Below are 25,693 nucleotides of genomic sequence, written 5' to 3'. Positions count from 1 at the left end.
GCTGTCCGCTTGTTTCTCGATGATTGCGTTCATCGAAGCGTCCAAATCTTCATTTCTTAAGACACGCGTCGACCGCCAGGAGGGCTATTCATTCTTCGTTTCGAGTCCATTTTCAATGATTGCGACGATCCGATCAGCTAATTCGATTTCAGTGATCTCCAGGTCAATGCAATCGGCAAGGTCTTTGAGATAATGTTCACTCGGTCGATCCCCCACTTTCATTCTTGCGTCAGCAACGTTTTTTGACATGGGCTGCCGATTCAGCGAATAAAGTATGCTCGTCTCCACACGAACTTTTCTCGCCATCTTTCGTGCATTCTCGAGACTGTGTTCGACCATTTCTGGATGTTTGCTGCTCACTCGCTGGATCAGGAGTTCTAGAGCATCAAGGCGACTCTTTGCTCGCAAAATCGAAATATCCTGAATTGCGTAATCTATGGCAGAATCGCCATCGCTATCGACTAGTCCCGCTTCTGCTCCCGCGTCCAACAATGCGGCAACGATGGGTCGGCATCGCGCCCCGAGCATCAAGGCGGTGCAACCGTCGGGGCCACGAAGATTTACATCAGCACCTGCTGCAATCCAGTGAGCGACGCCATCCACCATGTGGCCAGCTGCCGCGAGCATGAGCCCCGTTAGCCCATCGGTGCGTTTCGCATTCACATCCGCACCGGCGGCGACCAGCTTTTCGAACTGCTCGACATGGAACGGTGGGAATGCAGACAGCATCAATGCAGTCTGCCCGGTTTCGTCACTCGTCGAAAGATCGAATCCGTCAGCACGCAGTTGATTTAGTTCATCCAGTGACAATCGCCTCAACTGATTCGCTGTGTACTCGCGACTGCTGCCCTGAAATTCAACCTCTTCTCCGTTGCTCATCTTATCAAGCAAGTCTTGCAGCAAATCATCCACTTTCGCCCGACTCTCCTCGTACGAGAGTTCTCCAGCTGACGGAGTCTCCTCTTCATTCTGCCTACGTATTGCGGCTCTCATTTCGGATTCTGCTTCCCACATATTTTCACCAGTGAGCAAGCGTTCGCGAAACAGAAACTTCGATGGCATCATCAGAGCAAGTGATTTGCTGATCGCGGGATTGAACGATTCGACCTCGTCAGCAGCGTGGATGGTCCAGGGAAGAAGATGAACGTGGTTTGAAGTTGTTTCTAAAACGATCTGCTCGTTCTCGAAACAGATTTCAACCCGCACTTGAGGATAGTCGTCAGTGGTGCAGCCGCCGAAGTGCCACTGGACCTCTTCGTCTGAGCGGCCAAGCATCTTTGCATCAGGTTCCTCACAGTCGACTAATAACGACTCTAGAAGATCCTGAACGATAGCACCGCTGATCGTGAAATACTCTTCATTGATTTCGTCCTGTGCGACGAAGCCCTTTTGTGAGTCCCTTGAAATCAGGAGCCGATTCGATGTCGTCGGTGGAGATGCAAACCCACGCCAGAGGGCGTGAATAGTGATAGTTCGAAGTTCATTTAGGCTTTCATTCATTCCGTTTTCCTGCCGACTCAGCCACTTCTCGCCGTTCGCACTCAGCCTGGCTTCGTATGTCAATCACCAATTCTAGCGACAAGCCAGACGATGGATCGACGCAATCCCCAGTTCCATTTTTTGGCGAGCAGAAATGTTGGCCGAATGAACCTTGATCTTGGGCGGTACGAAATGGTTCGTCGCAACTTGCTCTTCGATCCATTTGACCACGTCGTAGCCGGTGCCGCGGTTGTCGTCTCCCAGATCGTGGTCGAGGCTGATCTCGGTCACCTGACCTGTTCGCAATAGTTCGATTGCGTCATCCGGCCAATAAACCCGAGTCCAACCTTCCGGCGTTTCTCTTTCATCGTCAAGATAGACTTTCATGATGTTTTACTTGTGAGAATCACGACTCTTGCGTCGACGTTGAGCACTTGTGTGCCGTTCGAAAGAGTTGCGAGAGGTTCCTTCCAATGCGCGTGCCCGCGAACGATCAATGTTGGCTCTGAACTTTCAATCGATTCTCGCATTCTAGGCGAACCGCGGAAACCGAAGTCAGGTACATCCGGTCCATCATGCATTACCACAATCGCCGGCGAGTCGCAGAGCAGCTGTTTAAGTGCTTCGACAAAGTCATCTTCTGTGCGACGCCATGGGCGTCTTGGATTGCCAGGGATGCCGCTCAGCCCGGCGATCGGCAGTTCATCAACGGTGACGGTATCGTTGTCGAGAAAGTGAATTGGGTCGGTAAATCTCGGACGAGTTGCTGCGTCACCGAACAGATCGTGGTTGCCGGCGACGCCGACGATCCAACCGAACTCGTCGGCAAACGCTCGCCATACGGGAGTTACATCACCGGATCCGCCACGCTTGTCGAGTGCGGGAACCGTGTAGAAGTCGCCTGCCAGAAGCACGCCAATCCTCCCGTCGGCGAGGCCTAAATTTGGAAGAATCTCATCGCAAAGGATCGCCGGCAAAACTTCACCGAGAAGCCGAAGTTGTTTGCCGCCAGCCGATTCGAATGTCTCACGTCCTTGCAGATCAGCAGTGGCGATGATCGCTGACATTCCCTCCGGTAGCGCATCCACAAACCCACGGTGCACCGGCAGCGAATCTCGGTAGAAACCGCCCGGCCCTCGGCCAGCATTCAGGAATGAAATCTCCCGAATCAGTTCAGGTTGAATCGATGTAATTCTCATGCCGGCCAAGACACCGTGACGAACCAGGTGGTTCGACCCCAGAGAATCGCGATGCAGGCCAGAATCGCCTCTCTCAATGATCTCTCACTTGCCAAGGTTTATCTCCAAATGTCTTCACGACGGAGCGGTGATCGTGGAATCTCGTGGGGTCTCTCGCGAGTCTCTCGGCTGAGTTGGGGAGAGGTTTGCGTGAGCACCGGCGAACAGGTTGGCCCGGTGCATCGAAGAGAGATCGGGCGTTAACCTGGTTGGGCGTGTGATACAGAGAGAGTGAGATGTTTTGGCGGTCTCGGCGGGGATTCGAGCGCGATCTTCGGTTTCACGCTTGTCTAAGAGATGCATCATCGCGGACGCGCGAGAGGTGGGTGGCCGGAGAGAAGTGGCGTGACGCCGCGAAAATTGGGGTCGAAACGAGAAACGCCCGCGGGCCGATTCAGGCCGCAGGCGTTAACTGGACGGTACTTCGTTCCGTAGTTTTTCAAAAAGCTCCCCGAAACGACGCCCAACGCAACTTTTTTTGTGTCCGTCCGCCACCGTTTTTATCGAAAAACCCGGGGCGAACGCATTCTAGTCAGGGATCAGTCTTGCGGTTTCGCTCACGACGGAGCTGTTCGAGTTCTCGCTTGAGTGGATTCCAGTAAGCCTGATCTGCTTCTTTTTCGCGAGCCTGCTCTTTCTCAAGTTCTTGTCGTATTGCAGTTTTACTCGCAGCCATTGCTTCTGCCAGAAGTGGGCGTTGTTTTGCTTCTTGCTGAATGATTTCAAAGTTCTCTGCACCCACGCGAATAAGAACTTCCGGTGTTCGAGACTCTCGCAACCAAAACCGAACGCGATCCTCGTTGGGCGCCTCGCGAAATTCTTCATAGTGAGCGTCGACGAGGCGCTGAATCATCGGCCAGTCTTTGTCTCGCTGTGTCTTCTTGGCTCGAATCAAATCTTCGATCCCGAGCAGCTGAAACACGGTTCCGTCCGCATCTTCCAGGGTCGTTCGCCGATCCCACAATTCAGCGAACGCATCACAACCTCGCATTTTGGTCATCACGTCCAAGCGAATGTCTAAAGCATCAGGGTGCTTGCAACGAAAGTGGATGGCGTGGCCTCGATCAAGATACTTCCAGTCCTTTGGCGGGACCGCAATGCAGTCTGCCAGCAGCTCATCGAGAGCCGCAGAGAGGCGATCAAAATTGGAGGGTTCCGCCAAAACGACGATATCGCAATCGCGGCTAAACTCGGCTGCGCCGTAGAACACGCATGCTTGACCGCCCATAAGCAGGTGCTTTACCTCGTGGGAGGAAAGCGTCGAAAGGACTTTGTGGATCGGGTTCGGGATCAAGCGAGCCACCTACCTGCAAGTAAAACTGCCATAGTTTCGTCGACTCGCGCCAGCGTTCCAGCGGTGTCAACCGGTACCATTCCCGCCACGAATCTTCGTCGTCGCGTGGGTCGGTGATTCGATTGCTCGTGTCTGTAGTGGGCATGCCCTGAATTGTAACCGAAGTTGGAAGTCAGAGAACGTCAGCTTGCCAAACCGCCAGGTAGGGCAGCCGCTAGCCGGACATCACGACAATTCTGTGGCGTCAAGATGGCCCTCAACGCAACTCATAAAAAGTGCGGAATGCCTTCAAAAAATCAGGTCAGACGCAAGGAAAAGTTGCGTCTGAACTAAAAAGCTCCCCCGGCAGGGGCTGAACAACTGCGGGATACGCCGGGAAAAACTGCATGTCAAACGCTCGGTGGTAACGCGGGTGGTAACAAGGAGTCGATTTTAGCCGAGTTGGTGGCCACGTGCATGGAGCTTGACGAGTCGGCGCTCCGTGATGTGCTGGACTTCGCAAAGGGCGTTGTGGACTGCGAGGCGACGACGTAACGGTCCCCGGCCCGGGGACGCGAAGTCCGCGATCCACGTCGTGCAATCGAGCTGAGCCCAAGACCGCTGCGGCCTCCCCGAACGGCGGGAGGATCAGCGGGGCCAATGTCGCAAGGAGAACGAATGTGGCTCCCAAGGGGCGGTGCAGGCGTGAACCAGTCGATTGCCTACCCAAAGGGGGCACTTCACTATGGAAGGCGTGCAAATAACGCGGATCGTTGTGCTCGGACGGGATCAAGCCGATCAAATCGACACAGGCGACTGCCAAACTGGCAGTGCGGTATGTCGTTCCTGCATCAAGTGAAGTGCCGCTTGGCCTTGCCCGGGGATTCACGGGGCAATCTCCATCTGCGGCCGCAATCACCAGCGTAGGAAGTTTGCGCGAGCGGAGGATCAACAAGCAAGATCTCGCCCGTTGCGCGCTTGAATGACTAAGTCTTTCGTCGCCCGTCGTCCGGCGGCTTGCTTCGGGATCCTGTAGCGTCGGAACGATCGTCGATCGGATTCGGGTCAGGGGCCCCAGCCGGAGTTCGGGTTTCTTTACCGCCGAGGGAAGGGAGGCTCCATCGGGACTCAGGTTGACCCGCGTGGAAGGTAGATGCAGTTTCCTGGTACCGTCCCTTTCGTCCCTTTTGAGGGAGAGTTGCCGGACGCGATCGACGCGCTGCATTGTCAGCGGCGCCAGCGTCCACAATCCTAAAACCGCGTTGGATGACGGTCCACGGTGAAAAGCGCCGCACCGTGAGGCGCTTTTCACGGTCACAGGCCGCTTCAGAAGGGACCACCGAGGGGTACTTCTGGTCCGAGCGTTTGGACGGGGTGTCGCGCATTCGGGTGACTAGTGCCATCGTCACCCCAGCTATCGGCGAATGGATCGGGTTTGGGCCCCAGCGTCTTTCGGGTTTTTTGACCCAAAAACTGAAATGAGGCTCCAACTGGTAACCAGTTGACCAACGCGGAAGGGATAGGCCTATTCTGAAGGGCGACCCGACCGTCCCTTTCGTGAGTTTTGCTCGAGAGTTGTGTTCTTGAAGTGACGCAACGGAACTCGCAATCTGGCGAAATTGCTTGCGGTGTGGGATGGGCTTTGCCAAGAGGAACGCTGTGCGATCGCCCAACGCGCGAGAAAGATGCCCTAGCGGACAGACCTGTTTCCGGATCGCTCAGTCCACGCCGCACCTAGAAAAGTCCACGCCGCACCGACCAAAACGCATTCCGGTAAAGCTCCAAGCCCGGTTTCGGGCCGATATGCATCGCATCCAGATATGGACAGCCCGCTGCTGATTCTTGCTGACTGAAAATTCTAGATAGCCTGGGGGCGTGGATCGTGAAGAGCACACGGGACGAACAAACGTTTGTTTTTCATGATGGTCGATACACCTACCACCACACCCCAACTCCTTCGCCACTCCCTCTCATGCCATCTCCTCATCCAAACCCATCTCCGATACCGATTCGTCCACCAAACGACGAAACTCAAAGTACCAACCCTCCATCAACAATCGACACTCAAACAACTCCCGACCGTCCAATCCCTCCGATTGCAATCGATATGCCTCACTCACCACCGCGATCCGACGCTCGTCACTCATCTTCTCAACCCTTGTAGGTAACAAACCACCTGTCCGGTCACCGGACAACTCTGATCCCACCGAAGAACTCAAACTGTTCGGTCACCGAAGAACTCAAACTGTTCGGTCACCGAACAACTCAATCGGTTCGGTCTACCGAACCACTTTGCCCACCCTCTGTCGGAAAAATCGGTTCGGTCCACCGAACCACTTTGACCATCGGCTTGGGTGCCCATTCGACGTGAATGCAGCTTAAACATGGCGTTAAACGCCGAACACGAGACCAACGCTTCGGCTTCAGTCAATCCGTTGTTCATCGCTTCGGAAATCCAATTGTCCGCGGTGTCTTCCTCGTCGCCGCTGGATTGGCTTGGTATTACACGCAATACGCTCTAGACGATACCGAATTAGCCAACGCAGAATGCAAAGCCAGGGAAGCCGAACGCGGTTTGTGGGCTGATCCGCGTCACGTCGCCCCGTGGGATTGGCGAAAGTTGTCGAAAGAGGAGCGAGATCAGTTGCGTTGACGCGTGACCCGCGATTCTGCCAGCCACGTTTCGGGCAACAGCCGCTTGTCGCCGCCCTGCTTCGCTTCTGACGCCGGTTCGCTCAAAACGTCCCCAAGTTCAGACGCACACCGCCTCACCAGCATGGCTAAAATGGCAGCCGATTCGGTGCATGCGATGTTGCGAAAGGCTATCGCTACACGGCCCAGTCGATTCGTAGAGAGATTTCGCGTCAATTTACGGTGTTGCGAATTTAATGCGTTATCACAAGTCAAGGCGTCGGCCCACCTACCAGCGAAAGGGGCCAAAACCACCAAACCTTCCGGAACTCTCGGAACTTACAAAGCTCCCGCCGTCCAAAATCCAGAAGCAGATTGAAAAGGTCGAACGTGAACTTGCGAAGCATTTGGAAGCAGCGAAAATTAACTCTTTTCGAAAATGGACCTATGAAAAGAAACTAAATATTTGGCGAGAGTGGTCTGAGCAATGCCGCCGCCATAATTCTCCAATCTCGCAGGAAATAGAGGCTATTCGAAAAGCGGATTTATCCAGTAACGAGAAATTCTGGAGTTCAAATAGTATCGACGCGTACCGGAGGCGGAATCGCTCCAGATTTTACGGAAACGAACCTTCTTCTCAAATTGGAGTGCTAAGCCAGGTATTTGCGCGATACCGACCGCCACGGGTGTATTTTCTGAGTTTGAAACTTGGAAATATCGTTGCGAGAGCTTTTGTCGATCGTGAAGTTTCTCTGGCGACTGCCGCATGGTGGGCCGACTTAGAGGGAGCGAAGTTCGTGCCATTTGGAACTGAACTAACTCCGGAAGCAAATGAACGGATACTTCACCTCTCGGCGAGCTTACAGCATCCACCAGATTCGCCCACCAAAGACGAAGAAAAGATTCTAGGTCTTCTTGGTTGGGTAGCGTTAGGCAACCGCCAGGCGAAGCTTGCACGCCTGCAAGAAGGACTTGCACTCTCTGAAAAAATCTGGCTTGAGTCGGCCAATAAGGGAGAGGCGATTCAGCGAATTGACAAGATTCTTGCCAGGAATCGTCGCAAGCAGGCGTTACGGATGAAAAGTCTATTGGAAGGCCAATTCCAATTTACATTTGATTGTCCGTATTGCGGTGAAGGACTGGGCGATGACGCAGAGATTGATCATATCTATCCAATTAGTCGCGGAGGCCTCTCCACGGACGACAATATGGTGATTGTCTGTTGGTCCTGCAACAATTCAAAATCCGACATGACCCTTCGCCAGTTCATCGCAAAGACGAAGCTCGATCGCGACAAGGTTGAAAAACTGCTTGAGAAGCTTGGAAAAACGGTTTAGCCACAAATAGGTCGGCTTAGCAAATTACCGACCACGAACTAAGCGGCGTAGCTAGGACCTCTTCGACGACAAAACCGCGTTGTTTATCAATGCAAGCAATGTTCTCCACTGGCGGTCATCAGAGAACAACCCACTTGAGAGCGTACGGTGAACTGCATCTTGCGACTACCTTTCTGATCGGTTGACGGTTCGGGCGTCGTTTGGGCCGCTTAGCTGCTTGACGGCGTTCCTTGCGGCGAACCTCGTCAATGGTCCATTTGTTGTCCGGATGCGACCGGAGCCAGGAATCCACGGGACGCCGCAATCACCGGCCCCGTCACTTCGTCGGTGTAAACATGGCTCCGGCCGTATTCCCGTGATTCCGCCAGCCACGTTTATGGCAACAACCACTTGTCGCCGCCCTGCTTCGCTTCTGGCGCCAGTTTGCTTCTAACGTCTCCAAGTTCAGCCACATGCCGCCGAACGTCACCGGCGCTCGCACGGTTGCCCAATAGACGATCCCACGCCACGTGGAGGTTTCCGCCGCCCGCAAGTCGAATCCCGTTTGCACCGTGGTCACCTTCGTCGACGCATGGAGCGTAAAGCGAGCCGGCGAGACAGGGCTGGTGGAGTGTCGGGCGGATATTGGCGCCGCAGGGCAGGCAAACTGATCAGGCACTCGTTGCGTATTACTGGAACTGAGCCTGCCGTATCCGGCCTTTCTGTCTTTAGGTAGAATGAGATGCGATCGATTCAACAAGAAACACGAGCCCTAATTCCACTCCTCCTTCTCAACCGATGACAGAAATCGTTGACTTCCTGAGCCCAAGACTGGTCGGTGACCGTTTCGATGGTCACGCGATACCGCTTGAGGTGTTGAAGGACTTGTCGGTGCTGGAGGAGTTGATCGTTGAAGTTGCGAAATGGCACTACAAGCGGGACAACCCACAACGCAAACGTATCCCAAAGGGCTTTGCGGACGAAGTTTCGTTGAAAGTCACTGAGATTGAAGATGGCAGCGCCATACCGAAGGTTGTGCTAGCAATTGCCACCACTGCTACTTCGCTGTTCCCGGTGGATCATCGCGAGTATTTCGAGAAGGCAAGAGCCTCGATTGTCGAGGCAGTTGATCGCGCTGAGAAGCAACAATCAGTTGCGGGATTGTTGAATGACAATCATCTCGCCTACTTTGATCGGATCGGTCGAAGTCTTCGCGATAGCGAATCGCTTGAACTCAATTTCCCGGATACGAGTCGTCCAGCACGGTTAAACAAAACGACGCGACGTTACTTGACGCTTGCAACTTCATCCACGCAAGGCTACACCGAGGAGGTCCGTATCCGAGGACGCATTTACGAAGCTGATCAAGAGAAAGAACGATTCCATCTTCGGCTAATGGACGGAACTCGAATCCCCGCGCCCATTCAGCCAGAGCATCTGGATACCGTCTTGGACGCGTTCAATACTTTCAAACGGGGATCGCGAGTCGTCATTGAAGGTGTCGGTAGGCACGACCGGCGTAGTGGCCGATTGGTAAAGTTGGAGTCAGTCGAACACATTAGCGTGCTCGATCGAATGGACGTTGGGGCGAGACTTGAGGAGTTCAAGCTGCTCAAGAACGGATGGCTTGAAGGAAAAGGGCGAGCCCCCAAGAGCGAACATCTCGATTGGCTTGCGGAAGTCTTCGACAGTTTCTATCCGGACGAGTTACCGGCGCCGTACCTCTACCCCACTCCCGAAGGCGGCGTCCAAGCGGAATGGACAAGCGGTGACTTTGAAGCGTCGCTTGACATCGACTTAGGCAAGCAAAGATCAAACTGGCATTTGTTAAACATTGACACCGATGAAGAATCGGAAGCTGAGTTCGATCTCACAAAACCGGAAGATTGGGTGAAGCTTGCCAAGCTGCTGAAGGAAGTCCTCGGAGGTGATGAGGAATGAACTCCGAGACAATTTTGATTCGACAGATTCACCCGAGCTTTATCCAAGATGGACGCGTCGGTTCAAACGCTTTTTGTCCGACATCAAAAGACGAGGGTAAGCTTTCTACTTACGACGGCGACAAGATTGAAGTTGAGGATGCTTGGCAACACTACACCATCGATCTTCGCCATGAATCCGCTGGTGCGTACGGAATTAGTGTTGGCGAGTGTGAGTCGCTGGATTTGTCCGTAAGCGAAGATCCTGAACCATTCCCCGAACATGTTCTCGTCGACTTCAATCCGCACGGGAGCAGTGCAGTCAAGAAAAAGGGTAAGAAGCTTCGGAAATTCGCCGTGGATAGGGGATGGCTCTACCAAGCATAGGCGGCATTAGTTGAGCCGGTCACGCCGCCACGGCCGTCGCTCGGATGTCGTCCAGCAACTGCATGATCCGGTCGACTTGTTCGCTGGTGAAGATCGCGTCGGGGCCTTGGGGGGCGATGTCGGTGAACGGGGATTCGTAGAGGAGGGAGACGTCGACGATGCCGTGGTCGACGAGTTGGTTGATGATCATGTTGATGAACTCGATCTGGTTGGCGTTGAAGTTCGTTCCTTCAAGGAAATCGCCGAACAGCTTTTTGGCGACCTCGCGGTCCAGGCCGACCAGGGAGCGGACGAAGACGCCGAAGCCCTCGCTCTCTTGCTTGGCTTGGTCGATGTATTCAGGGTTGCCGATCTCGTTGTCGGTCAGGATCCGCTCCAGGGCGTCCAGATCGCTCTGTGTGAGCGGTTCGTTGGTTCGGAGCTTACGGACCGCTTCGATGTCGTAGTGCTCGCGGAGGAACGCCTGGGCCTTGCTGCGGAAACGCTCAAAGGTGTCGCCGCCGGAGAAGGTGGCCAACTCGATTTCATCGCCCTCGCCGATCTCGTCCACGAAGTCCGAGTAGACCGGCTTGCGATTTTGCTTCTCGATGAACTGCACCAGATCCCGCAGCCGGCGGCGGATGACTTCCAGCATGGGAACCGTGACGTCGGTCCACCACTCTTCTTTTTGCACGTCCTGGATGTAGGTCATTTGCTTGTCGACCATCGGGATCGATGATTTCTCCTCCAACAGGCCCGCAATGGCGATCACTTTGTCCCGGAGACGCTCAAACGCCGGTTCGGACTTCAGGAGTGCCAATTGCAGATTGAGCAGCAGAAGGTCGAATCGTTTGGCTTCTTCCGATTCTCGCTCCATCTGGGTTGGTAGGCCGGCGACCTCTTCGGCAAGCTCTTGGTAATCGTCCTCCGCCAGCTTGTCCCAGGTTTCGGGCTTGGAGAACTTCTCGACGCTGCGTCGGTGGGCGCGAACGAGGAAGTTGTCCAGGTTCATCGACGCCACGTGCTTGTAGAGCAATCGCTTCGTCACGCGCGAGACTTGGACTTCCGACTTGGGGTCAACCTCCACGTCGAAGGGGGCGGCCGACTCGATGACCTTGACGGCTTCTTCGCCGTCCGCGGGTGGGTTGCGTTTTTCCAGCGTGCCCACCATCTCCAGTCGGCGTTTGAACAGCTTGGCTGACAGGGACTCGCTGAGCGAACCTTCCGACTTGTCGGGGTTCTGGCTGAAGTATTCGAGGTTCTGGCAGTAGTCGAAGATGTAGAAAAACTCTTTGTGCTGGTCGGGGCCGAACAGATCTGGGCACAACCGGGTGCCGCGGCCGACCATTTGCCAGAACTTCGTCTTGGACCGGACGAGCTTGAAGAACACCAGATTGACAACCTCGGGCACGTCGATCCCGGTGTCCAGCATGTCGACCGAGATAGCGATCTGGGGCAGCTTGGCCTTGTTCGAAAAACTGTCGATCAGGGACTGGGCGTATTCGGTCTTGAACGTGATCGTCCGCGCGAACTCGCCCTTGAAGTTCGGGTAGTTCGCGTCGAAGCGTTTTTGGATGAAGTCGGCGTGGTCCTGGTTCTTGGCGAAGATGATCGTTTTTCCCAGCGTGTCGCCCCCTTCGACGTACTGGCCCCGCTCCATCAGGTGTTTCAGAACCTTGTCGACCGTGTCGATGTTAAACAGCCATTTGTTGACCGCGGCGGATTCGACCTTTTCCGGGATGTTGCCCTCGTCGTCCCACTCTTTGGCATCCCATTCGTCTTTCTCATCTTCGGACAGATCTTCGTACTTGATGCCCTCGCGTTCAAACTTCAGCGGCACCGACACCGCCCTGGGCGGCACCAGGAACTTGTCCGCGACCGCTTCGTCCAGGTCGTAGGCGTCGGTCGGAACGCCGTTTTCCAAGTCGAACAAGGTGTACGTGTTCTTGTCGATCTCGTCCTTCGGCGTGGCGGTCAATCCGACCAGCAGCGAATCGAAGTAGTCGAAGATCGCGCCGTACTTCTGGTAGACGCTGCGGTGGGCCTCGTCGATGACCACCAGGTCGAAATGTCCGACGCCGAACCGTCGCTGGCCGTCTTTGGCTTCGTCGATCAAGCCCATCATCGTCGGGTAGGTCGAAACGAAGACGCGCCCCTCGGCTTCCTTCTCCGTGACCAGATTCACCGGCGAGGAGTCGGGAAGAAACTTTTTGAAGGCGTTGGTGGCTTGATTCACCAGGGCAACGCGATCGGCCAGGAACAGGACTCTCTTGGCCCAGTTGCAGCGGATCAGCAAGTCACACAGGGCGATCACTGTGCGCGTTTTTCCCGATCCTGTCGCCATGACCAGCAGCGATTTCCGCTCGTTGTCCGTTTCGAAGGATTCCCCGATGCGGCGGATGGCTCGCGTTTGATAGTAGCGTTCGACGATGGTGTCGTTGATCGTGGCGTCGGCCAGCGGGCGACGAGTCTGCCGGCGTTGGATCAGCAGTTCCAGTTCCGGCTTCTTGTAGAAACCCTGAACGCGGCGGGGCGCGTACATCGCGTCGTCCCAAATCCAGTGTTCGTAGCCGTTGGACATGAAGATGATCGGCCGCTGGTCGTACATCGCCTCCAGGGCATCGGCGTAGAGTTTCGCTTGTTGCTCACCGACCTTCGGGTCGCGGCGTGTCCTTTTGGCTTCGACCAGACCGAGTGGCTTGCCGTCGTCACCCCACAGGACGTAATCGACGACGCCGTCGCCCGACTCATTCGGCATTCCGGTGATGGGGAACTCGCGGTCGCGTTTCTGGTCCAGGGGCCAACCGGCATGATCTTTCAGCAGCAGGTCGATGTAAAAGTCGCGGGTTTCGGCTTCCGAGTAATCGTGATCGTCGGGAACCTTGGCAGCCGCCTTCTTGGCCTCGGTGACTTCTTTGCGAAGCCGCTTGAGTTCCTCGCTCAGCTTGTCCTTGTCAGCGAGCACGACCGACAGCTTTTCGTCCTTCTCGGCAAGCTGAGATTCGAGTCGTTTGAGTTGATCGAGGGTCTGCTTGGGGATCGGGGTCGTTGCTGGAAGCGACTGGTCGTCAAAGGTCAGGCTGGTGTCGGGGCGATGTCGGCGGGCGTAGAGGCGAGCGAACCAGTAGCAGAAATGGAACAGTTCCTTGACCGCTTGCCGGGAATCCGCTTCGGGGATCGCCCGGTGGCTGTGAACGGCTCGGTTGCCGAGGGTGATGATCACCTTGGCCTTGGCAAAGACCGCTTCGCCGGCGGTTTGCTTGAAGGTCGGCTCGTGGATCAGCGCCGAGATGTTGTCCTGGTAGGGCAGTTTGAGTGCGCGGTCAAATTTGTAGGCCCAGGCGACCGCCAATTCGAGAGCGCGGCGAGCGTAGAAGCAGGACGTGCGGGGATCGGGGATCGCCGTCTGCTCGGCTTTCGCCGCCGCTTCATGCAGGTCTTTCCACTCGGCAGATAGAAATTCAAAGTTGCTCATCCTATACCCTCAACCATCACAGTTCGCCTCGGAACGCGCGTTGTTGAAGAGACGAGAGCAATGAACCAATCGTATCCAGGGACTCTTGGAGACATTGTTTCAATTCAGTGAGTCCGGTGAGGCGTTTTTGAAATTTCAGTTGTTGCTCGATTGGCGGCACTGGAATCGATAATTTTGCAATCTCTTTTGTGTTGATGTTGAACTGGACTGCAGATCTCCTTGTAACTCGCAGAAAAAGTGATCGGCCGCCATTGGTCATTAACGTATGCCGTACAAATGACGGCAAAACCTTTTCTTGATCAAATCGAAGTCGCATTAAATGCGAGTCGAATGCCCAGTCTTGAGTACCATTCGGAACGACGATTGCCTTTCCAAGCTGTTCACGCGTCGCGATCGCTCGCGCAAGCAGAATATCTCCGGGCTCGACACAGTGGCGGGAAATCATGTTGCTCGGCAAGTCAACAAACTTTTGATCTGAAAGGTCAATATGCCAGTTTTGAATGTTGGCAACTCTCATACAAAGCCATCTCTTTCGCTCTCCTACGCCAGGAATCATAGTGCCATAATTGGGCTTCTCTCGAAACAGTTCGGAGAACGGAAGGCACCTCCAGCCACGTGGGTTCACCTTCGGATCGCCGAACATGTCGAGGAAGATGGATTGGGTGAGTTCGTCGAGGAGGGCGAGGGCGGCGCGACGTTGAGAGCGCAACGCCTCCGCCCGATCCAAGATCTCCGCAATCCGCTTCTGCTCGGAAAGGGGCGGGAGCGATATTTTCAAACTCTTGAGGTGAGTTGGACCGAAGTTTTGTTGTGCAGACCCAGTCACGCGCTGCGTTATTTGTTGTCGAAACTCGTAGCCGTTGATCCAGTGGCGAAGAAATGACAAATCCGACACATCTTCTTTGGCCTTGAAACGAATTGTGCTTGTATTCAAACAGAGCGGTAAATGCTCCGCCGATACAAAGGCGCCGCGCGTACGGAGTAATCCATCAGCGTCGAACGATATTCCGGAACTCGCAATCACGAGATCGCCGTCATCGAGGAGAAAGTGCTTGTAACGGTTCTCAACTTCCTCAGTCGCCAAGTGACGGTCGGTCTTGTTGAGGTTTAGGTGCCCGCTTTTCTCAATATTCGCGACATTCAAGAGCTTGATGCCATCACTCGTAAACTGCCATTTCCTGACGCCGGGGCCTTCCTGAAAGACGTATGCGTCAGGCAAAGGAACGCGATTCCATTTTGCGGCTATCACGAAAGCATCCCTCGCAGTTTATCCATGCCCTGCATGATCTCCTTCTCGATGCCTTCCAACTCATCCAGAATCTTTTGCGGCGGGCGATGCTCGACTTCTTCGTAGACGACTTCCTTGTAGCGGTTGATCGAGAGGTCGTAACCTTGCTCCGCGATGTCGGCCTTCGGCACGCAAAAGCTCTGGGCCGTCCGCTCGTTCTTTCGCTCCTTGCCGTCCCGCTGCTGCCAACGCTTCAAAATGTCTGGAAGGTTGTTCTTGGCGTGCTCGTCGGTGGTCAGCTTGGCCTTCGGCGTGGGGCCCTGTTTCTCCGGCGGTAACAACTCGGTTCGCTTGTCGTCCAGCGACTTTCCGTCGGCTTGCATGTCGTAAAACCAAACGTGCTCGGTGCCGCCCGAATTGGTCTTGGTGAACAACAGGATGGCCGTTGAGACTCCGGCGTAGGGCTTGAACACGCCGCCCGGCATCGAGATGATCCCGTCGAGCTTTTGATCCTCGACCAGGATCTTCCGTAGCGTCTTGTGGGCGTTGGACGAACCGAACAGCACGCCGTCAGGCACGATGATCGCCGCGCGGCCACCCGGCTTCATCAGCCGCAGGAACAACGCCAGGAACAGCAGCTCGGTCTTCTTCGTCTTGACGATCTGCAGCAGGTCCTTGGCGCAGGATTCGTAATCCAACGATCCGGCGAACGGAGGGTTGGCCAGCACCAGCGAATACTTTTCTTCCTCCGCGCCGTGTTCCTGGGCCAGTGAATCGCGGTAGACGATGCTGGGGTTTTCGACGCCGTGCAACAGCATGTTCATGCTGCCGATCCGCAGCATCGTGCTGTCGAAGTCGAACCCGTGGAACATCTCGCCGTGGAAGTGTTTCTTCAGCTTCGCATCCCGCAACACTTCGGGATGTTTTAGGCGCATGTACTCGCCCGCGGCGACCAAGAATCCGCCCGTGCCGCAGGCAGGGTCGCAGATCACGTCCTTGGGCTTCGGCGCGGTCAATTCGACCATCAACTGAATAATGTGCCTGGGCGTCCGGAATTGGCCGTTCTGGCCCGCTGTGGCGATCTTGCTGAGCATGTGCTCATAAAGGTCGCCCTTGGTGTCCCGATCCGCCATCGGCACCTGATCGATCATGTCGACGACCTTGGTCAACAGCGCCGGCGTCGGGATCGTGAATCGGGCGTCGCGCATATGGTGCGCGTAGGTCGATCCGTCGCCGCCCAGCGTCCGCAGGAACGGAAAAACGTGTTCGCCCAGAACGGTGAACATCTCGGCCGACTCGAAGTGCTTGAACCGCGACCAGCGGAGATCCTCGTAGGGCCGTTTCTTTTCGTCCTTGCCTTCGGGGAAGATCCGCCGCGCCATCGGCTTCTTGGTCCGGTTGGCCTTGTTTTCCTCCAGCGTGTGCAGGTCGTCGAGTCGCTTGATGAACAGCAAATACGTGATCTGCTCAATCACTTCCAACGGATTGGCAATCCCGCCCGCCCAAAACGCATCCCAGATTTTGTCGATCTGGCTCTTAACTTCACCGGTGATCAATTCGCTTCTCCTTGCGTCTTTTCGCGTTTTACTTGGCTCTACTTCTTGGATTGGCGGACTGGCTTGGCGACTTCATTCAAGAACGCATCCAAGTCATCGCGTCGAAACAGTCGGTATCCATTGGCAGGATTCCGACGCATTGGAATGCGTCCATCTTGAGCCCATTTGCGAAGCGTATTTTGGCTGACACCCAAAATTTCGGCTGCTTCCGCGGTTTTGAAGTAATCGCACAGTTTTGGCATTGGTCATTCGAATGTAGGTGGTGTCGATTGCGGCCCAGAGTCTATCAAAGTCTGCAGGCTGCCGGTATTCTGCCGTCTAAGCGATTCGACGAAATTGGAGTGTTATTGTTGGGAGGCAGCCTGATGATCCGAGAACTATTAACGGAAACCCTACACGACCGATGCGTTCAATTGTTCCTACAGGCCGATGCCCGGCAGCACATTTGGCGTCTTAGCAGAGAAGCATTTAATAACTGTTTTCGGGCAGAGGACCCAATTCAGAATGAATGTCAAGTCGCGGCGTGGGCCTGCGTGCTTGTCGGCGAACGCGGCAATTCATTCAGATTTGCCGATGACGATATACACTTCGGAAAGATTTCCAGGTTAGTCGCGGTCTACGAGTTAAACGAAGAAGACTCCATACTTTCAGAAACAGACCGAATGATAATTTCGGACTATTTGGGGCAATGGGAAAAGAAATGGCTTCCGGACGGCCCTGCTTCTACGCTTCATGCCCCGGCAAACGATGGTGGAAGCAATCCCGAGAATCTTGAGCCAGGGCCAAAAAATGCGAAGTCGAAACGCATGAATCCAGAGGCAATCAAACGTGACGCGTTTGGATATCTTGCGCAGCGGCAAAGGTCAGACTCTCCCATCAAGTCAAAGAATGAACTTGCGAGATTGGTTGGTTGCTCCCCCAATGCCCGAAGCCTGTGCGAAGCCTGGACTGACTACATGACAACCTGTGGCAAGGGGAGCGATACGCAGCAGGCCCACGTTTTGCATGACGGGCTGGGAGAGCTAGATGACGCTCTCGAAAAACTAAAGGCGGGCGAATTGGAAACGCTAATTCGGGAACAGGAGACTGATCAGCGTTCGGAGGGATTCTCTCGTAGGAAGGTGCTCTGACCCGGCGCGTGCGCACGCGCTAGCGCACGGAAACACAGCGATTCACCATGGTTTTTGCGGTATTCGCTCTTTTGTTAGCGCACGTTTCGCTTACTGACGGACACCTTCGTTCCGCCGGCCTAAATGAGTGAAATGACAAACCACAGTCCTCAGTTGCTGACATCCGGGCGAATGGCTCGGTTACTGGGAGCGTCTTCCCAGCGAGTACGGCATGTGCTCGCTACCAGACCCGACATTCATCCAACCGCATATGCCGGGCACGTGCGTTTGTATGACCGGCAGGCAATGGCCCGCGTTCGGCATGAACTCGCAGCGATCGACGCCCGGGCAAAACATCGGGAGCGGACCGATGGGTAGTACGCCGACACCCGCGTTCCTAGTCTCTCAAGAAGACCTGGACGCTCACGCCGCAAAGACGGCCGCAATTGTGATCGAGCAATTGCTCCCGCTGCTGGAGCGAGCCAATGAACCACGATTGGTCGATCGACAACGAATGGCGGAATTGCTCAGCATTTCGGTTCCAACGCTGGACCGGCTCGTCGCGAACGGATCAGTCCGAAGCCTGCTTCTCAATAATCGAAGGTTGTTCGACCCAGATGAAGCGATAGCTGATCTGCGTCAGCGCCGCGACGAGGAGGTGCAGCGTCATGAATAAGCCTGTCAACGGATTCGCAATCGCGAATATTGAACTACGCGAAACCATGTTCGATTTCGTGAGGGCGGGGATCTCGGTCATTCCCTTGGCCTTGGGCGGGTCCAAAGCACCTGCTGCGAACTTGCTTCTAGGGCCACCGGGCAAGTCGGGAACCTGGAAACCATATCAATACCGACTGGCTACAGCGGCCGAAATGTGGCACTGGACGCAGCATCCGGTCGGCATCGGGCTGGTGTGTGGTGTCGTCAGCGGGGGCGTCGAGGTGTTCGATTTCGATCTGAATGCGGACGAATCCATTGCCTACTGGCTGGACCAAATCCCGCCTTCAGTTCGCGGACGGCTGACGGTTGTCGCAACCGGTGGTGGCGGGTTTCACGTTCCCTACCGCTGTGAGGTCATCGGACACAGCCAGAAAATCGCCAAGACCGCCGACGGCTCCGGGACGGTCGTTGAAACGAAAGGGGAAGGCGGCTATGTGGTTGCCGTCGGATCACCGCGGGAGGTTCACAGCAGCGGCAAGCCCTACGTCCAGGTCATGGGCGAGCCGTTGCCTTCGCTGCCTCGATTCACCCCTGACGAACGTCGCGCGATGTTTGCGGCGGCACGAGAACTCGACCAACGAACGCGAAGGGACGTTATTGCCCAGTACGCCCGACGGTGTTCGCCGGTGATTCGCTCCGCCGACGTAGACGCTTCAACGCCCTGGGGTGACTTTGACATCCGGGGTGACTGGACTGCGATTTTGGAGCCGCACGGTTGGCGTACCGGCGATGGCGCTTCGTGGACAAGGGCTGGGAAACGATTTGGCACTTCGGCGAAAGTTGTGGTGGCTGGAAGCGGATGCGAAGTGCTGACCGTTTTCTCGGTTTCCGCGGGGCCACTCGCGCCAGATGTTGGTGGGCATCGGATTTGGGGGAAGTTCGCGGCATACGCCGCACTGAATCACGGTGGCGACCGACGTGAAGCCGCTAAGGCTGTGCGGGCGATGGGGTACGGGAGGACGGTGGCGTGAGTGTGACTGTAGAAAAAACACCGCCGGACCTGGAAGCAGAAGTCGAAAGGCAAATCGCTCCGCTACGTTTTCAATCGGCACTCGACTTCATTGAAACACACCCCACGCTCGCCGAGCCGATTGTTGACGGCTTGTTCCGGCGCGGAGAGACAGTCAACGTCATCGGTAGCACGAAGCAGGGCAAAAGCTGGATGATACTTGGCCTGGCACTATCAATTGCCGATGGTCGTGACTGGCTGGGACGTGCGACGGCTCAGGGGCGTGTCGCATTGATCGACAACGAGCTACAACCGGGGACGCTCAGCAGTCGCATCAAGTCTGTCGCAAACGCGATGATGGTCAAGGATGACATCTTACGCGACAACGTGGTTGTGCTGCCGTTACGGGGGAATCTCGCGGGCCTAAATGAGCTTTACGATCCGTTGGAGGGATTGGCCGATCAAGGCGTCGTGATGGTCGCATTGGATGCGTTTTATCGGTTCATTCCAACGGGGTTGAGTGAGAACGACAACGCGGCGATGACCGGGCTGTACAACACGATCGACGATCTGGCGAGAAAGACGGGAGCAGCGTTTGTGCTGAACCATCACAGCAGCAAGGGAAGCCAAGCCGACAAGCGGGTCACGGATGTGGGCAGTGGTGCCGGGTCAATCAGCCGAGCGGCCGACACCCACATGATTATCCGTGAGCACCAAGACGACGAGTTGGCCGTGTTGGATGCTGCGTGCCGATCGTTCCCACCGATTGACCCAACGTCCCTTCGTTTTGAGTTTCCGCTTTGGAGCGAAAGCAGCACTGAGCCGGAGCTGAAACGAGCGAAAGGACGCCAAAATGAGAAGCAAGAGCAGGCCGACAAGGAAGCGGACAACGTGGTGCGAAACATCCTCCGCGATTCTGGCGACTGGATGTGCCGCGCGACGATCACTCGCAAGTCACCATTCGGCCCAACTCGAGTCAATCGCGCACTTTTTCGGCTTGCCGGAGAACTGGACGTCATGCAGCAGCCGAATCCAAAGAACAAGTCCCAGAAGGTCGACTGTTTTAGATACGACTGTGGCAATGATCCGGCCCCGTAGCTCCGCTAAGTGATTGATACACACGCCCCTATTTATAGGGCGTGTGTGTATCAAAAACGAAGCAATGGCACGGATGAAAGACACGGGATTGATACGGTGTAGCGAATCACCGTGGCAATGAAATGATGTTCAACTATTGGTGAACGCGGTAAACGTACAACCGCCCTCACCCCCGAATCCAGTCGGACTAAGCTCGACTAGCTCAATGTGGATGAATACACTTACCAACGCCGCGGCTAGGACCGTACATCCGAAAACCAGTCCCCCATAACTGGCCCGCCGCGGTACTTCTTTCAATATGGGATCAACGAATGGGAGTTGAATACGATGGCTTCATTGCACCAACAGAAAGGTGAGCGGCGCGGCTTCAAAATTCGGTGGCGTGACGCTAACCAGTCGCAGCGTGTCCTTTGGCTCGGCGACGTTTCCAAAACATTGGCGAAAACGGTTTGCCATCACGTCACTGAATTGGTTCGCGCTCAAAAGGCGAACGGGCGTCCTGATCCGGCAACTGAGAAGTGGGTCAACTCGCTGCGAGGACGATTGCGGAAGCGCCTTGCTGAACTTGGCTTGGCAGCGCCGGAACGGGAATTGTTGAACGAGGACGCCGGGCGTCTGCTGGGGCCATTCTTGGAGAGCTACATCGAATCCAAGAAGGGCAAACCGTCAACGATCACCAACTACAGCAATGCGAAGGACTGGCTGCTGAAGCGTTTCGGTCGGAACAAGCTGCTCACCGAGATCACGCCGGCCGATTGCGACCGGTTCCACCAGTTCCTTCTCGAAAACCTCGCCGTGTCGACGGCGGAGAAGATCCTCAAGCGTTGCAAGACGATGATGACGTTCGCGGTGAGGGATCGGTTGATCGAGTCGAGCCCCTTCGATGGGCTGAAGCTGAGCGGGCACGTCAACCGGGATCGGGACCACTTCGTTTCGCGGCCCGTGATCGATGCGATCATCGATTACACGCCCGATCACGACTGGAAGCTGATTTTTGGACTGGCGCGGTACGGTGGGATGCGGCGGTGTGAATTGACTTCGTTGACCTGGACCGACGTGCTGTGGGAGCAGGGGAAGCTGCGGATCGATTCTGAAAAGACCGGACTGCGGTTCTGTCCGCTGTTCCCAGAATTGGAGTCGTTGCTGCTCGGCGCCCAGGAATCGGCGGCCGACGGTTCGGTGTTCGTGATCCGCCGGTACCGCCGGACATCGAACCTGGGCACGCAGGCCAACCGGATCATCGAGGCCGCGGGCTATGAGTCATGGCCCAAGACGTTCGTCAACTTGCGGGCCAGCCGCCGTACGGAGCTTCAGGAGCAGTTTCCCGATCACGTGATCAACGCCTGGATGGGGCACTCGGGCAAGGTCGCCGAGAAGCACTACCTGCAAGTCACCGATGACCACTGGAGTCGGGCGACCGATGGCGGTGGTAACACCGGTGGTAACATCATCGAAAATCAATCGGAATCCGCCGCCTCAGATGCAGCCGACACCAACGAAAAAACGCCCGCTGAGGGCGGGCGAGTCTCGAAGATTTTCGTTCTAGCTCCCCCGGCAGGACTCGAACCTGCATTCGCTCTGTTGGCTAGGCGTTGTGTCGGCGTCGGATTTGTGTTGTAAGTCATCTTGAGGGTGGGGGTTACTGAGACAGCACGTTGGATTGAGATTGTAACGAAGTTGGCCCGACGTTGCCAACATTGTCACTGATTTGTCACCGATTTTGGATACAAATTCCTCAGCGACCGCAGGCAACGCAAGACCGTGAAAACGGTTGTAGGTTCCAATCACAGTCGCCGTGCGAAGCGGCGGATAGGCAGTGATTGGTCAACGTGTCAGCACAGGTCGTCTGACGCTCTTGGCAGCTTTCGATGCATTCTTCCATGGATGCGGTTGCAGAACTCATTCGTTTCTCCTTTTGAAATCCTAGATGCGGCCCCGTTTCCGCTGAATAAGCGGTACGCAACTTGCATACCACTGCGGGGTATATTGGAGAATGACTTTTTGACAGCTTGGAGAAATCGATGGACCACGCCAAAAATCATGAAACGTCATTGCCGGTCGCCGATCCGTCAATGCAAATTGATCCGGTTTGCGGCATGAAGGTGCCTAAAGACAGTCCCCGTTCGGCGGATTTCCAGGGCAAACACTACGTATTCTGTAGTGATGGATGTTTGAGTAAGTTCCAGGATGATCCCGCTGGGGTGCTGGCAAAACGAGCGCAAAAGGAGGCGGCAAGCGGTTCGATTTGTTGCGGTGGAGAAGCCACGATTCAGATCGGAGAATCCTCGACCACTTCGTCGTGCTGCGGTGGTCAACCATCGACCAAGGCGAGCGATTCTCCGGCAGACCCAACTGCCATTTACACCTGTCCCATGCATCCGGAGATCGAGCAGGTTGGGCCTGGCGATTGCCCAATTTGCGGGATGGATTTAGAGCCGAAGGTGGTTTCGTTGGCTGACGAGGGTGATGACCAACAGTACGCTGACATGAAACGTCGCTTTTGGGTTGGCGTCGCACTGTCGGTGCCACTGCTCATAATCGCGATGGGGCCGATGGTGGGATTGCGGATCGCGGATTGGATTAGCCAGACGATGTTTGGTTGGTTGCAATTGGCCCTCGCGACGCCAGTAGTTTTCTGGTGCGGATGGCCATTGTTGGTTCGCGGAGCCAAGTCGTTTCGCACAATGAACTTGAACATGTTCTCGCTGATCGCGGTGGGAACCTTGGCTGCGTACATGTTTAGCTTGGTCGTGGTGCTGCTTCCGGGGGTGATCCCGGAAGCCTTCTTCGAGAACGGTGTTCCACCTCTGTATTTTGAAGCGGCGGCGGTGATCATCACCTTGGTGTTGCTCGGACAAGTGTTGGAACTGCGAGCACGTCAGCAGACTGGCGGAGCAATTCGCGAACTCATGAAGCTTGCTCCCGATACGGCACACCGAATTACAGACGATGGCGAGGAAGACGTCTCGCTCGATTCAGTACACAAGGGTGATCGGTTGCGAGTTCGTCCCGGTGAGAAGGTTCCGGTCGATGGGAAAGTGCTTAGCGGGTCGAGCAACGTCGATGAGTCGATGTTGACGGGCGAGCCAATACCTGTGAAGAAGGTCGAGGGCGACGAAATCACCGGCGGAACGTTGAATCAGACCGGTGCGCTCGTGATGGAAGCCGTCGGCGTCGGCGGGGACACGGTTCTCAGCCGCATCGTTCAGATGGTTGCAGACGCTCAACGAAGTCGTGCGCCGATTCAGAAACTGGTCGATGTGGTCGCTCGGTACTTTGTGCCAGCGGTGATCGTATGCTCGATTCTCGCGTTCATCGGATGGGCGGTGCTTGGTCCGCAGCCGCAACTGGCTCATGCGTTCGTAGCAGCCGTTGCAGTATTGATCATCGCATGCCCTTGTGCGTTGGGGCTGGCAACGCCGATGTCGGTGATGGTGGGCGTTGGCCGCGGTGCCAAGGAAGGCGTGCTGATCAAGAACGCAGAAGTCCTTGAGGTCATGGAGAAGGTCGACACGATCGTCGTCGACAAGACAGGTACACTCACGCAGGGCCGGCCGGAAGTGACCGGCGTCGAGACGTTTGGCAATTGGAATCAAGACGATGTGTTGACGTTGGCTGCGGCGGTCGAAGCGCAGAGCGAACATCCGCTAGCTCAGGCAGTCGTTCGTCGTGCCAAGGCGGGCGAGCTGCAGGCTGTGGAGGCACGTGAATTCAACAGTATTACCGGTGGCGGAGTTCAGGCGCGCGTCGATGATCATGATGTGTTGATCGGCAAGGCTGACTTGTTGGACGAACAGGGCATCGAGGGAGTCGATGCGGGAAGGGAAAAAGCGGGTTCGCATCAGGCCGAAGGCGCAACGGTTGTGTTTGTGGCGATCGATAACCAGTTGGCCGCTATCCTGGCAATCACGGACCCGATCAAGCAAAGCACGCCGGCAGCACTAAAGACGTTGCACGAACTGGGATTGAAGGTGGTGATGTTGACCGGCGACGCCGAACCGACCGCGAAAGCAGTCGCATCAAGGCTGGGTATCGACGAGTTTCATGCTGGGGTTTCTCCCGAGGAGAAGCATGATTTCGTTCGCAAGTTGAAGAAGGAAGGCAAGACGGTTGCGATGTGTGGGGATGGGATCAATGACGCTCCAGCTCTTGCCGAAGCGAATGTCGGCATCGCCATGGGCACGGGAACAGGCGTTGCGATTGAATCTGCGGGCGTCACGCTCGTCGGCGGCGATCTCCGCGGCGTTGCGGCGGCGGCGAACTTGAGCCGAAAAACGATGAGTAACATTCGCCAGAACTTGTTCTTCGCCTTCATCTACAACGCGCTGGGAATCCCAGTCGCAGCCGGATTGCTCTACCCATTCTTCGGCATATTGCTCAGCCCCATGATCGCAGCCGCAGCAATGAGTTTTAGTAGCGTATCGGTGATTGCAAATGCGTTAAGACTGCGGGCCGCAAAGCTCACCTGATCCTCGGCAGGAATCCATTTCCCATCACTAAGAGTTTTGGGCCATTGACGAAGCGATCGTGACGCCGCTGTAAAAGCGGGCGCAATTCCGTCAATCGTAAGCTTCGCAATTTGGCATACTTCGGCGCTTTCCTGCGTCTTTCTCTCTTCTCGCTCATCTAGGAGATCAACGACAGCTTTGGCGACATCTTCACTGGATCCATCGACTACCTTTCGGAGCGTGAAGAACTCGTCGATCAGGTCAGGAAACGCTTTGATCCGTAGAGTTAGCGAGATCGCTTTTTCTGATGTGATCTCAGGCCACCATTGCTTCGCAAAACTCACCAATTCACCTGATGGCGTTTTCTTGAGGAAGCTCTTCAGCGACTCTTCGGCTGCGGCTTGCCACTTTGCTTGATCGTCGATCAGACCCTGTGCGCCGCTGGTCAAGTCAGGAACCACATAGAACGTTACGCGATCAAATGGGCCGTCGAGACGCTTGTAAAATAGGTTGCTCACCAGCTTGGCAAGTTCAGCCTTGACTTGACTCGCGTCAACATTCTTCGAGAAACGCTTGCATTGAATGAGTTCAACATCGCCGTTGGCATGCCAACGAACAATGTCGCGTCCTTGATCTTTGGTCTTCCCGTAGTAAACGATCTTTTGGCCAGGATTCTCTGCTTTGAGAAGCAAGAAGCAGAGTATCTCGAACACATCACCGGAAAACTTCGAGAACGGTAGTTGCGTCTCGCCTTCGAGCCAGGGTGGCAACCCGAATGGTTCAAGTGATTTCAGTTCCAAACGAGCTTGCTCAATCGTTTGGCGTCTCGGTCTAGTCGGTTCTTGGTCTCCTTCGCTCGAATCATCGCTCACGTTTGGTGACACGGAAACG

20 protein-coding genes are annotated in these 25,693 nt (G+C 55.5%); 9 read left to right on the top strand and 11 right to left on the bottom strand.

The genetic code is table 11. The features are described from left to right. Window positions 1-84: 84 nt before the first annotated feature. The 5 genes from NZK35_RS06995 to NZK35_RS06975 form a co-directional block, all read right to left on the bottom strand. On the bottom strand, window positions 85-1,500 hold the full coding sequence (locus NZK35_RS06995) for an ankyrin repeat domain-containing protein (protein ID WP_259631846.1): 1,416 nt from the start codon (window positions 1,498-1,500) through the stop codon (window positions 85-87). A gap of 72 nt (window positions 1,501-1,572) precedes the next feature. Beyond that, complete coding sequence (locus tag NZK35_RS06990) at window positions 1,573-1,866, bottom strand: cyclic-phosphate processing receiver domain-containing protein (protein ID WP_259631845.1); 294 nt, start codon at window positions 1,864-1,866, stop codon at window positions 1,573-1,575. Further along, window positions 1,863-2,678 carry a metallophosphoesterase family protein gene (locus tag NZK35_RS06985; RefSeq protein ID WP_259631844.1) on the bottom strand — a complete coding sequence of 272 codons (816 nt, stop codon included), beginning with the start codon at window positions 2,676-2,678 and terminating at the stop codon, window positions 1,863-1,865. Before NZK35_RS06985 ends, NZK35_RS06990 begins: the two co-directional genes overlap by 4 nt. Window positions 2,679-3,249: 571 nt before the next feature. Further along, window positions 3,250-4,011 (bottom strand): hypothetical protein, encoded by a 762-nt coding sequence (locus NZK35_RS06980; protein WP_259631843.1) that lies wholly within the window; start codon window positions 4,009-4,011, stop codon window positions 3,250-3,252. 1,949 nt (window positions 4,012-5,960) lie between these two features. Continuing rightward, entirely contained in the window at window positions 5,961-6,137 is a 177-nt protein-coding gene (locus NZK35_RS06975; protein WP_259631842.1) for a hypothetical protein, read from the bottom strand. A gap of 224 nt (window positions 6,138-6,361) precedes the next feature. Here NZK35_RS06975 and NZK35_RS34855 point away from each other — a divergent pair, with 224 nt between their 5' ends. From NZK35_RS34855 to NZK35_RS06960, 4 genes are all read left to right on the top strand, one after another. After that, window positions 6,362-6,643: a thermonuclease family protein gene (locus NZK35_RS34855; RefSeq protein ID WP_407699771.1), complete on the top strand. Its 282-nt coding sequence runs from the start codon at window positions 6,362-6,364 to the stop codon at window positions 6,641-6,643. Window positions 6,644-6,878: 235 nt separating this feature from the next. Beyond that, on the top strand, window positions 6,879-7,958 hold the full coding sequence (locus tag NZK35_RS06970; RefSeq protein ID WP_259631841.1) for an HNH endonuclease: 1,080 nt from the start codon (window positions 6,879-6,881) through the stop codon (window positions 7,956-7,958). A 777-nt stretch (window positions 7,959-8,735) separates the two neighbouring features. After that, the gene (locus tag NZK35_RS06965; protein ID WP_259631840.1) at window positions 8,736-9,878 is read left to right on the top strand and encodes a hypothetical protein; all 1,143 of its coding nucleotides are present in this window, start codon (window positions 8,736-8,738) and stop codon (window positions 9,876-9,878) included. Further along, entirely contained in the window at window positions 9,875-10,243 is a 369-nt protein-coding gene (locus NZK35_RS06960; protein ID WP_259631839.1) for a hypothetical protein, read from the top strand. Before NZK35_RS06965 ends, NZK35_RS06960 begins: the two co-directional genes overlap by 4 nt. A gap of 19 nt (window positions 10,244-10,262) precedes the next feature. Here the strand turns inward: NZK35_RS06960 and NZK35_RS06955 are convergent, their stop codons facing one another. Genes NZK35_RS06955 through NZK35_RS06940 form a run of 4 tightly spaced genes read right to left on the bottom strand, consistent with a single transcriptional unit; the run spans window position 10,263 to window position 16,723 of the window. Then, on the bottom strand, window positions 10,263-13,697 hold the full coding sequence (locus NZK35_RS06955) for a DEAD/DEAH box helicase family protein (RefSeq protein WP_259631838.1): 3,435 nt from the start codon (window positions 13,695-13,697) through the stop codon (window positions 10,263-10,265). Window positions 13,698-13,713: 16 nt separating this feature from the next. Beyond that, a complete protein-coding gene (locus tag NZK35_RS06950; protein ID WP_259631837.1) occupies window positions 13,714-14,946 on the bottom strand; it encodes a restriction endonuclease subunit S in 1,233 nt (410 codons plus the stop codon). Further along, window positions 14,943-16,481, bottom strand: a complete 1,539-nt coding sequence (locus NZK35_RS06945; RefSeq protein ID WP_259631836.1) for a type I restriction-modification system subunit M — start codon at window positions 16,479-16,481, stop codon at window positions 14,943-14,945. The genes NZK35_RS06950 and NZK35_RS06945 overlap by 4 nt, the downstream gene beginning before the upstream one ends. 38 nt (window positions 16,482-16,519) lie before the next feature. Next, window positions 16,520-16,723, bottom strand: coding sequence for a MerR family transcriptional regulator (locus tag NZK35_RS06940; RefSeq protein WP_259631835.1), 204 nt, complete (start codon window positions 16,721-16,723; stop codon window positions 16,520-16,522). 123 nt (window positions 16,724-16,846) lie between these two features. On the opposite strand from NZK35_RS06940, the gene NZK35_RS06935 reads away from it, so the two are divergent. The 3 genes from NZK35_RS06935 to NZK35_RS06925 all read left to right on the top strand — a co-directional run bounded on the left by NZK35_RS06935 (window position 16,847) and on the right by NZK35_RS06925 (window position 20,354). Further along, a complete protein-coding gene (locus NZK35_RS06935) occupies window positions 16,847-17,611 on the top strand; it encodes a hypothetical protein (protein WP_259631834.1) in 765 nt (254 codons plus the stop codon). A 647-nt stretch (window positions 17,612-18,258) separates the two neighbouring features. Beyond that, on the top strand, window positions 18,259-19,278 hold the full coding sequence (locus NZK35_RS06930; protein WP_259631833.1) for a bifunctional DNA primase/polymerase: 1,020 nt from the start codon (window positions 18,259-18,261) through the stop codon (window positions 19,276-19,278). Continuing rightward, window positions 19,275-20,354 carry an AAA family ATPase gene (locus tag NZK35_RS06925; protein ID WP_259631832.1) on the top strand — a complete coding sequence of 360 codons (1,080 nt, stop codon included), beginning with the start codon at window positions 19,275-19,277 and terminating at the stop codon, window positions 20,352-20,354. Before NZK35_RS06930 ends, NZK35_RS06925 begins: the two co-directional genes overlap by 4 nt. A gap of 333 nt (window positions 20,355-20,687) precedes the next feature. Here the strand turns inward: NZK35_RS06925 and NZK35_RS06920 are convergent, their stop codons facing one another. Beyond that, complete coding sequence (locus NZK35_RS06920; RefSeq protein ID WP_259631831.1) at window positions 20,688-20,810, bottom strand: hypothetical protein; 123 nt, start codon at window positions 20,808-20,810, stop codon at window positions 20,688-20,690. Between the two features lie 114 nt (window positions 20,811-20,924). Between NZK35_RS06920 and NZK35_RS06915 the strand changes: the two genes are divergently transcribed. Beyond that, a complete protein-coding gene (locus NZK35_RS06915; protein ID WP_259631830.1) occupies window positions 20,925-21,974 on the top strand; it encodes a tyrosine-type recombinase/integrase in 1,050 nt (349 codons plus the stop codon). A gap of 401 nt (window positions 21,975-22,375) precedes the next feature. Next, window positions 22,376-24,823 (top strand): heavy metal translocating P-type ATPase, encoded by a 2,448-nt coding sequence (locus NZK35_RS06910; protein WP_259631829.1) that lies wholly within the window; start codon window positions 22,376-22,378, stop codon window positions 24,821-24,823. Here NZK35_RS06910 and NZK35_RS06905 read toward each other — a convergent pair. Then, window positions 24,709-25,602, bottom strand: a complete 894-nt coding sequence (locus NZK35_RS06905) for a restriction endonuclease (RefSeq protein ID WP_259631828.1) — start codon at window positions 25,600-25,602, stop codon at window positions 24,709-24,711. The genes NZK35_RS06910 and NZK35_RS06905 overlap by 115 nt on opposite strands. Between the last annotated feature and the right edge of the window lie 91 nt (window positions 25,603-25,693).

This window comes from Stieleria sedimenti, from assembly GCF_025060895.1.
In the GTDB taxonomy this organism is placed as follows: domain Bacteria; phylum Planctomycetota; class Planctomycetia; order Pirellulales; family Pirellulaceae; genus Stieleria; species Stieleria sedimenti.
Note: the sequence above shows the minus strand (reverse complement) of the source record. Positions and strands in the feature narration are given on the sequence as shown.

What these genes read in the sequence shown, in the direction of transcription:
- NZK35_RS06995 (WP_259631846.1), bottom strand. Translation starts at nt 1,500, where the DNA reads ATGAATGAAAGCCTAAATGAACTTCGAACTATCACTATTCACGCCCTC.
- NZK35_RS06990 (WP_259631845.1), bottom strand. Translation starts at nt 1,866, where the DNA reads ATGAAAGTCTATCTTGACGATGAAAGAGAAACGCCGGAAGGTTGGACT.
- NZK35_RS06985 (WP_259631844.1), bottom strand. Translation starts at nt 2,678, where the DNA reads ATGAGAATTACATCGATTCAACCTGAACTGATTCGGGAGATTTCATTC.
- NZK35_RS06975 (WP_259631842.1), bottom strand. Translation starts at nt 6,137, where the DNA reads ATGAGTGACGAGCGTCGGATCGCGGTGGTGAGTGAGGCATATCGATTG.
- NZK35_RS34855 (WP_407699771.1), top strand. Translation starts at nt 6,362, where the DNA reads ATGCAGCTTAAACATGGCGTTAAACGCCGAACACGAGACCAACGCTTC.
- NZK35_RS06970 (WP_259631841.1), top strand. Translation starts at nt 6,879, where the DNA reads ATGCGTTATCACAAGTCAAGGCGTCGGCCCACCTACCAGCGAAAGGGG.
- NZK35_RS06965 (WP_259631840.1), top strand. Translation starts at nt 8,736, where the DNA reads ATGACAGAAATCGTTGACTTCCTGAGCCCAAGACTGGTCGGTGACCGT.
- NZK35_RS06960 (WP_259631839.1), top strand. Translation starts at nt 9,875, where the DNA reads ATGAACTCCGAGACAATTTTGATTCGACAGATTCACCCGAGCTTTATC.
- NZK35_RS06955 (WP_259631838.1), bottom strand. Translation starts at nt 13,697, where the DNA reads ATGAGCAACTTTGAATTTCTATCTGCCGAGTGGAAAGACCTGCATGAA.
- NZK35_RS06940 (WP_259631835.1), bottom strand. Translation starts at nt 16,723, where the DNA reads ATGCCAAAACTGTGCGATTACTTCAAAACCGCGGAAGCAGCCGAAATT.
- NZK35_RS06935 (WP_259631834.1), top strand. Translation starts at nt 16,847, where the DNA reads ATGATCCGAGAACTATTAACGGAAACCCTACACGACCGATGCGTTCAA.
- NZK35_RS06930 (WP_259631833.1), top strand. Translation starts at nt 18,259, where the DNA reads ATGAATAAGCCTGTCAACGGATTCGCAATCGCGAATATTGAACTACGC.
- NZK35_RS06920 (WP_259631831.1), bottom strand. Translation starts at nt 20,810, where the DNA reads ATGGCAAACCGTTTTCGCCAATGTTTTGGAAACGTCGCCGAGCCAAAG.
- NZK35_RS06910 (WP_259631829.1), top strand. Translation starts at nt 22,376, where the DNA reads ATGGACCACGCCAAAAATCATGAAACGTCATTGCCGGTCGCCGATCCG.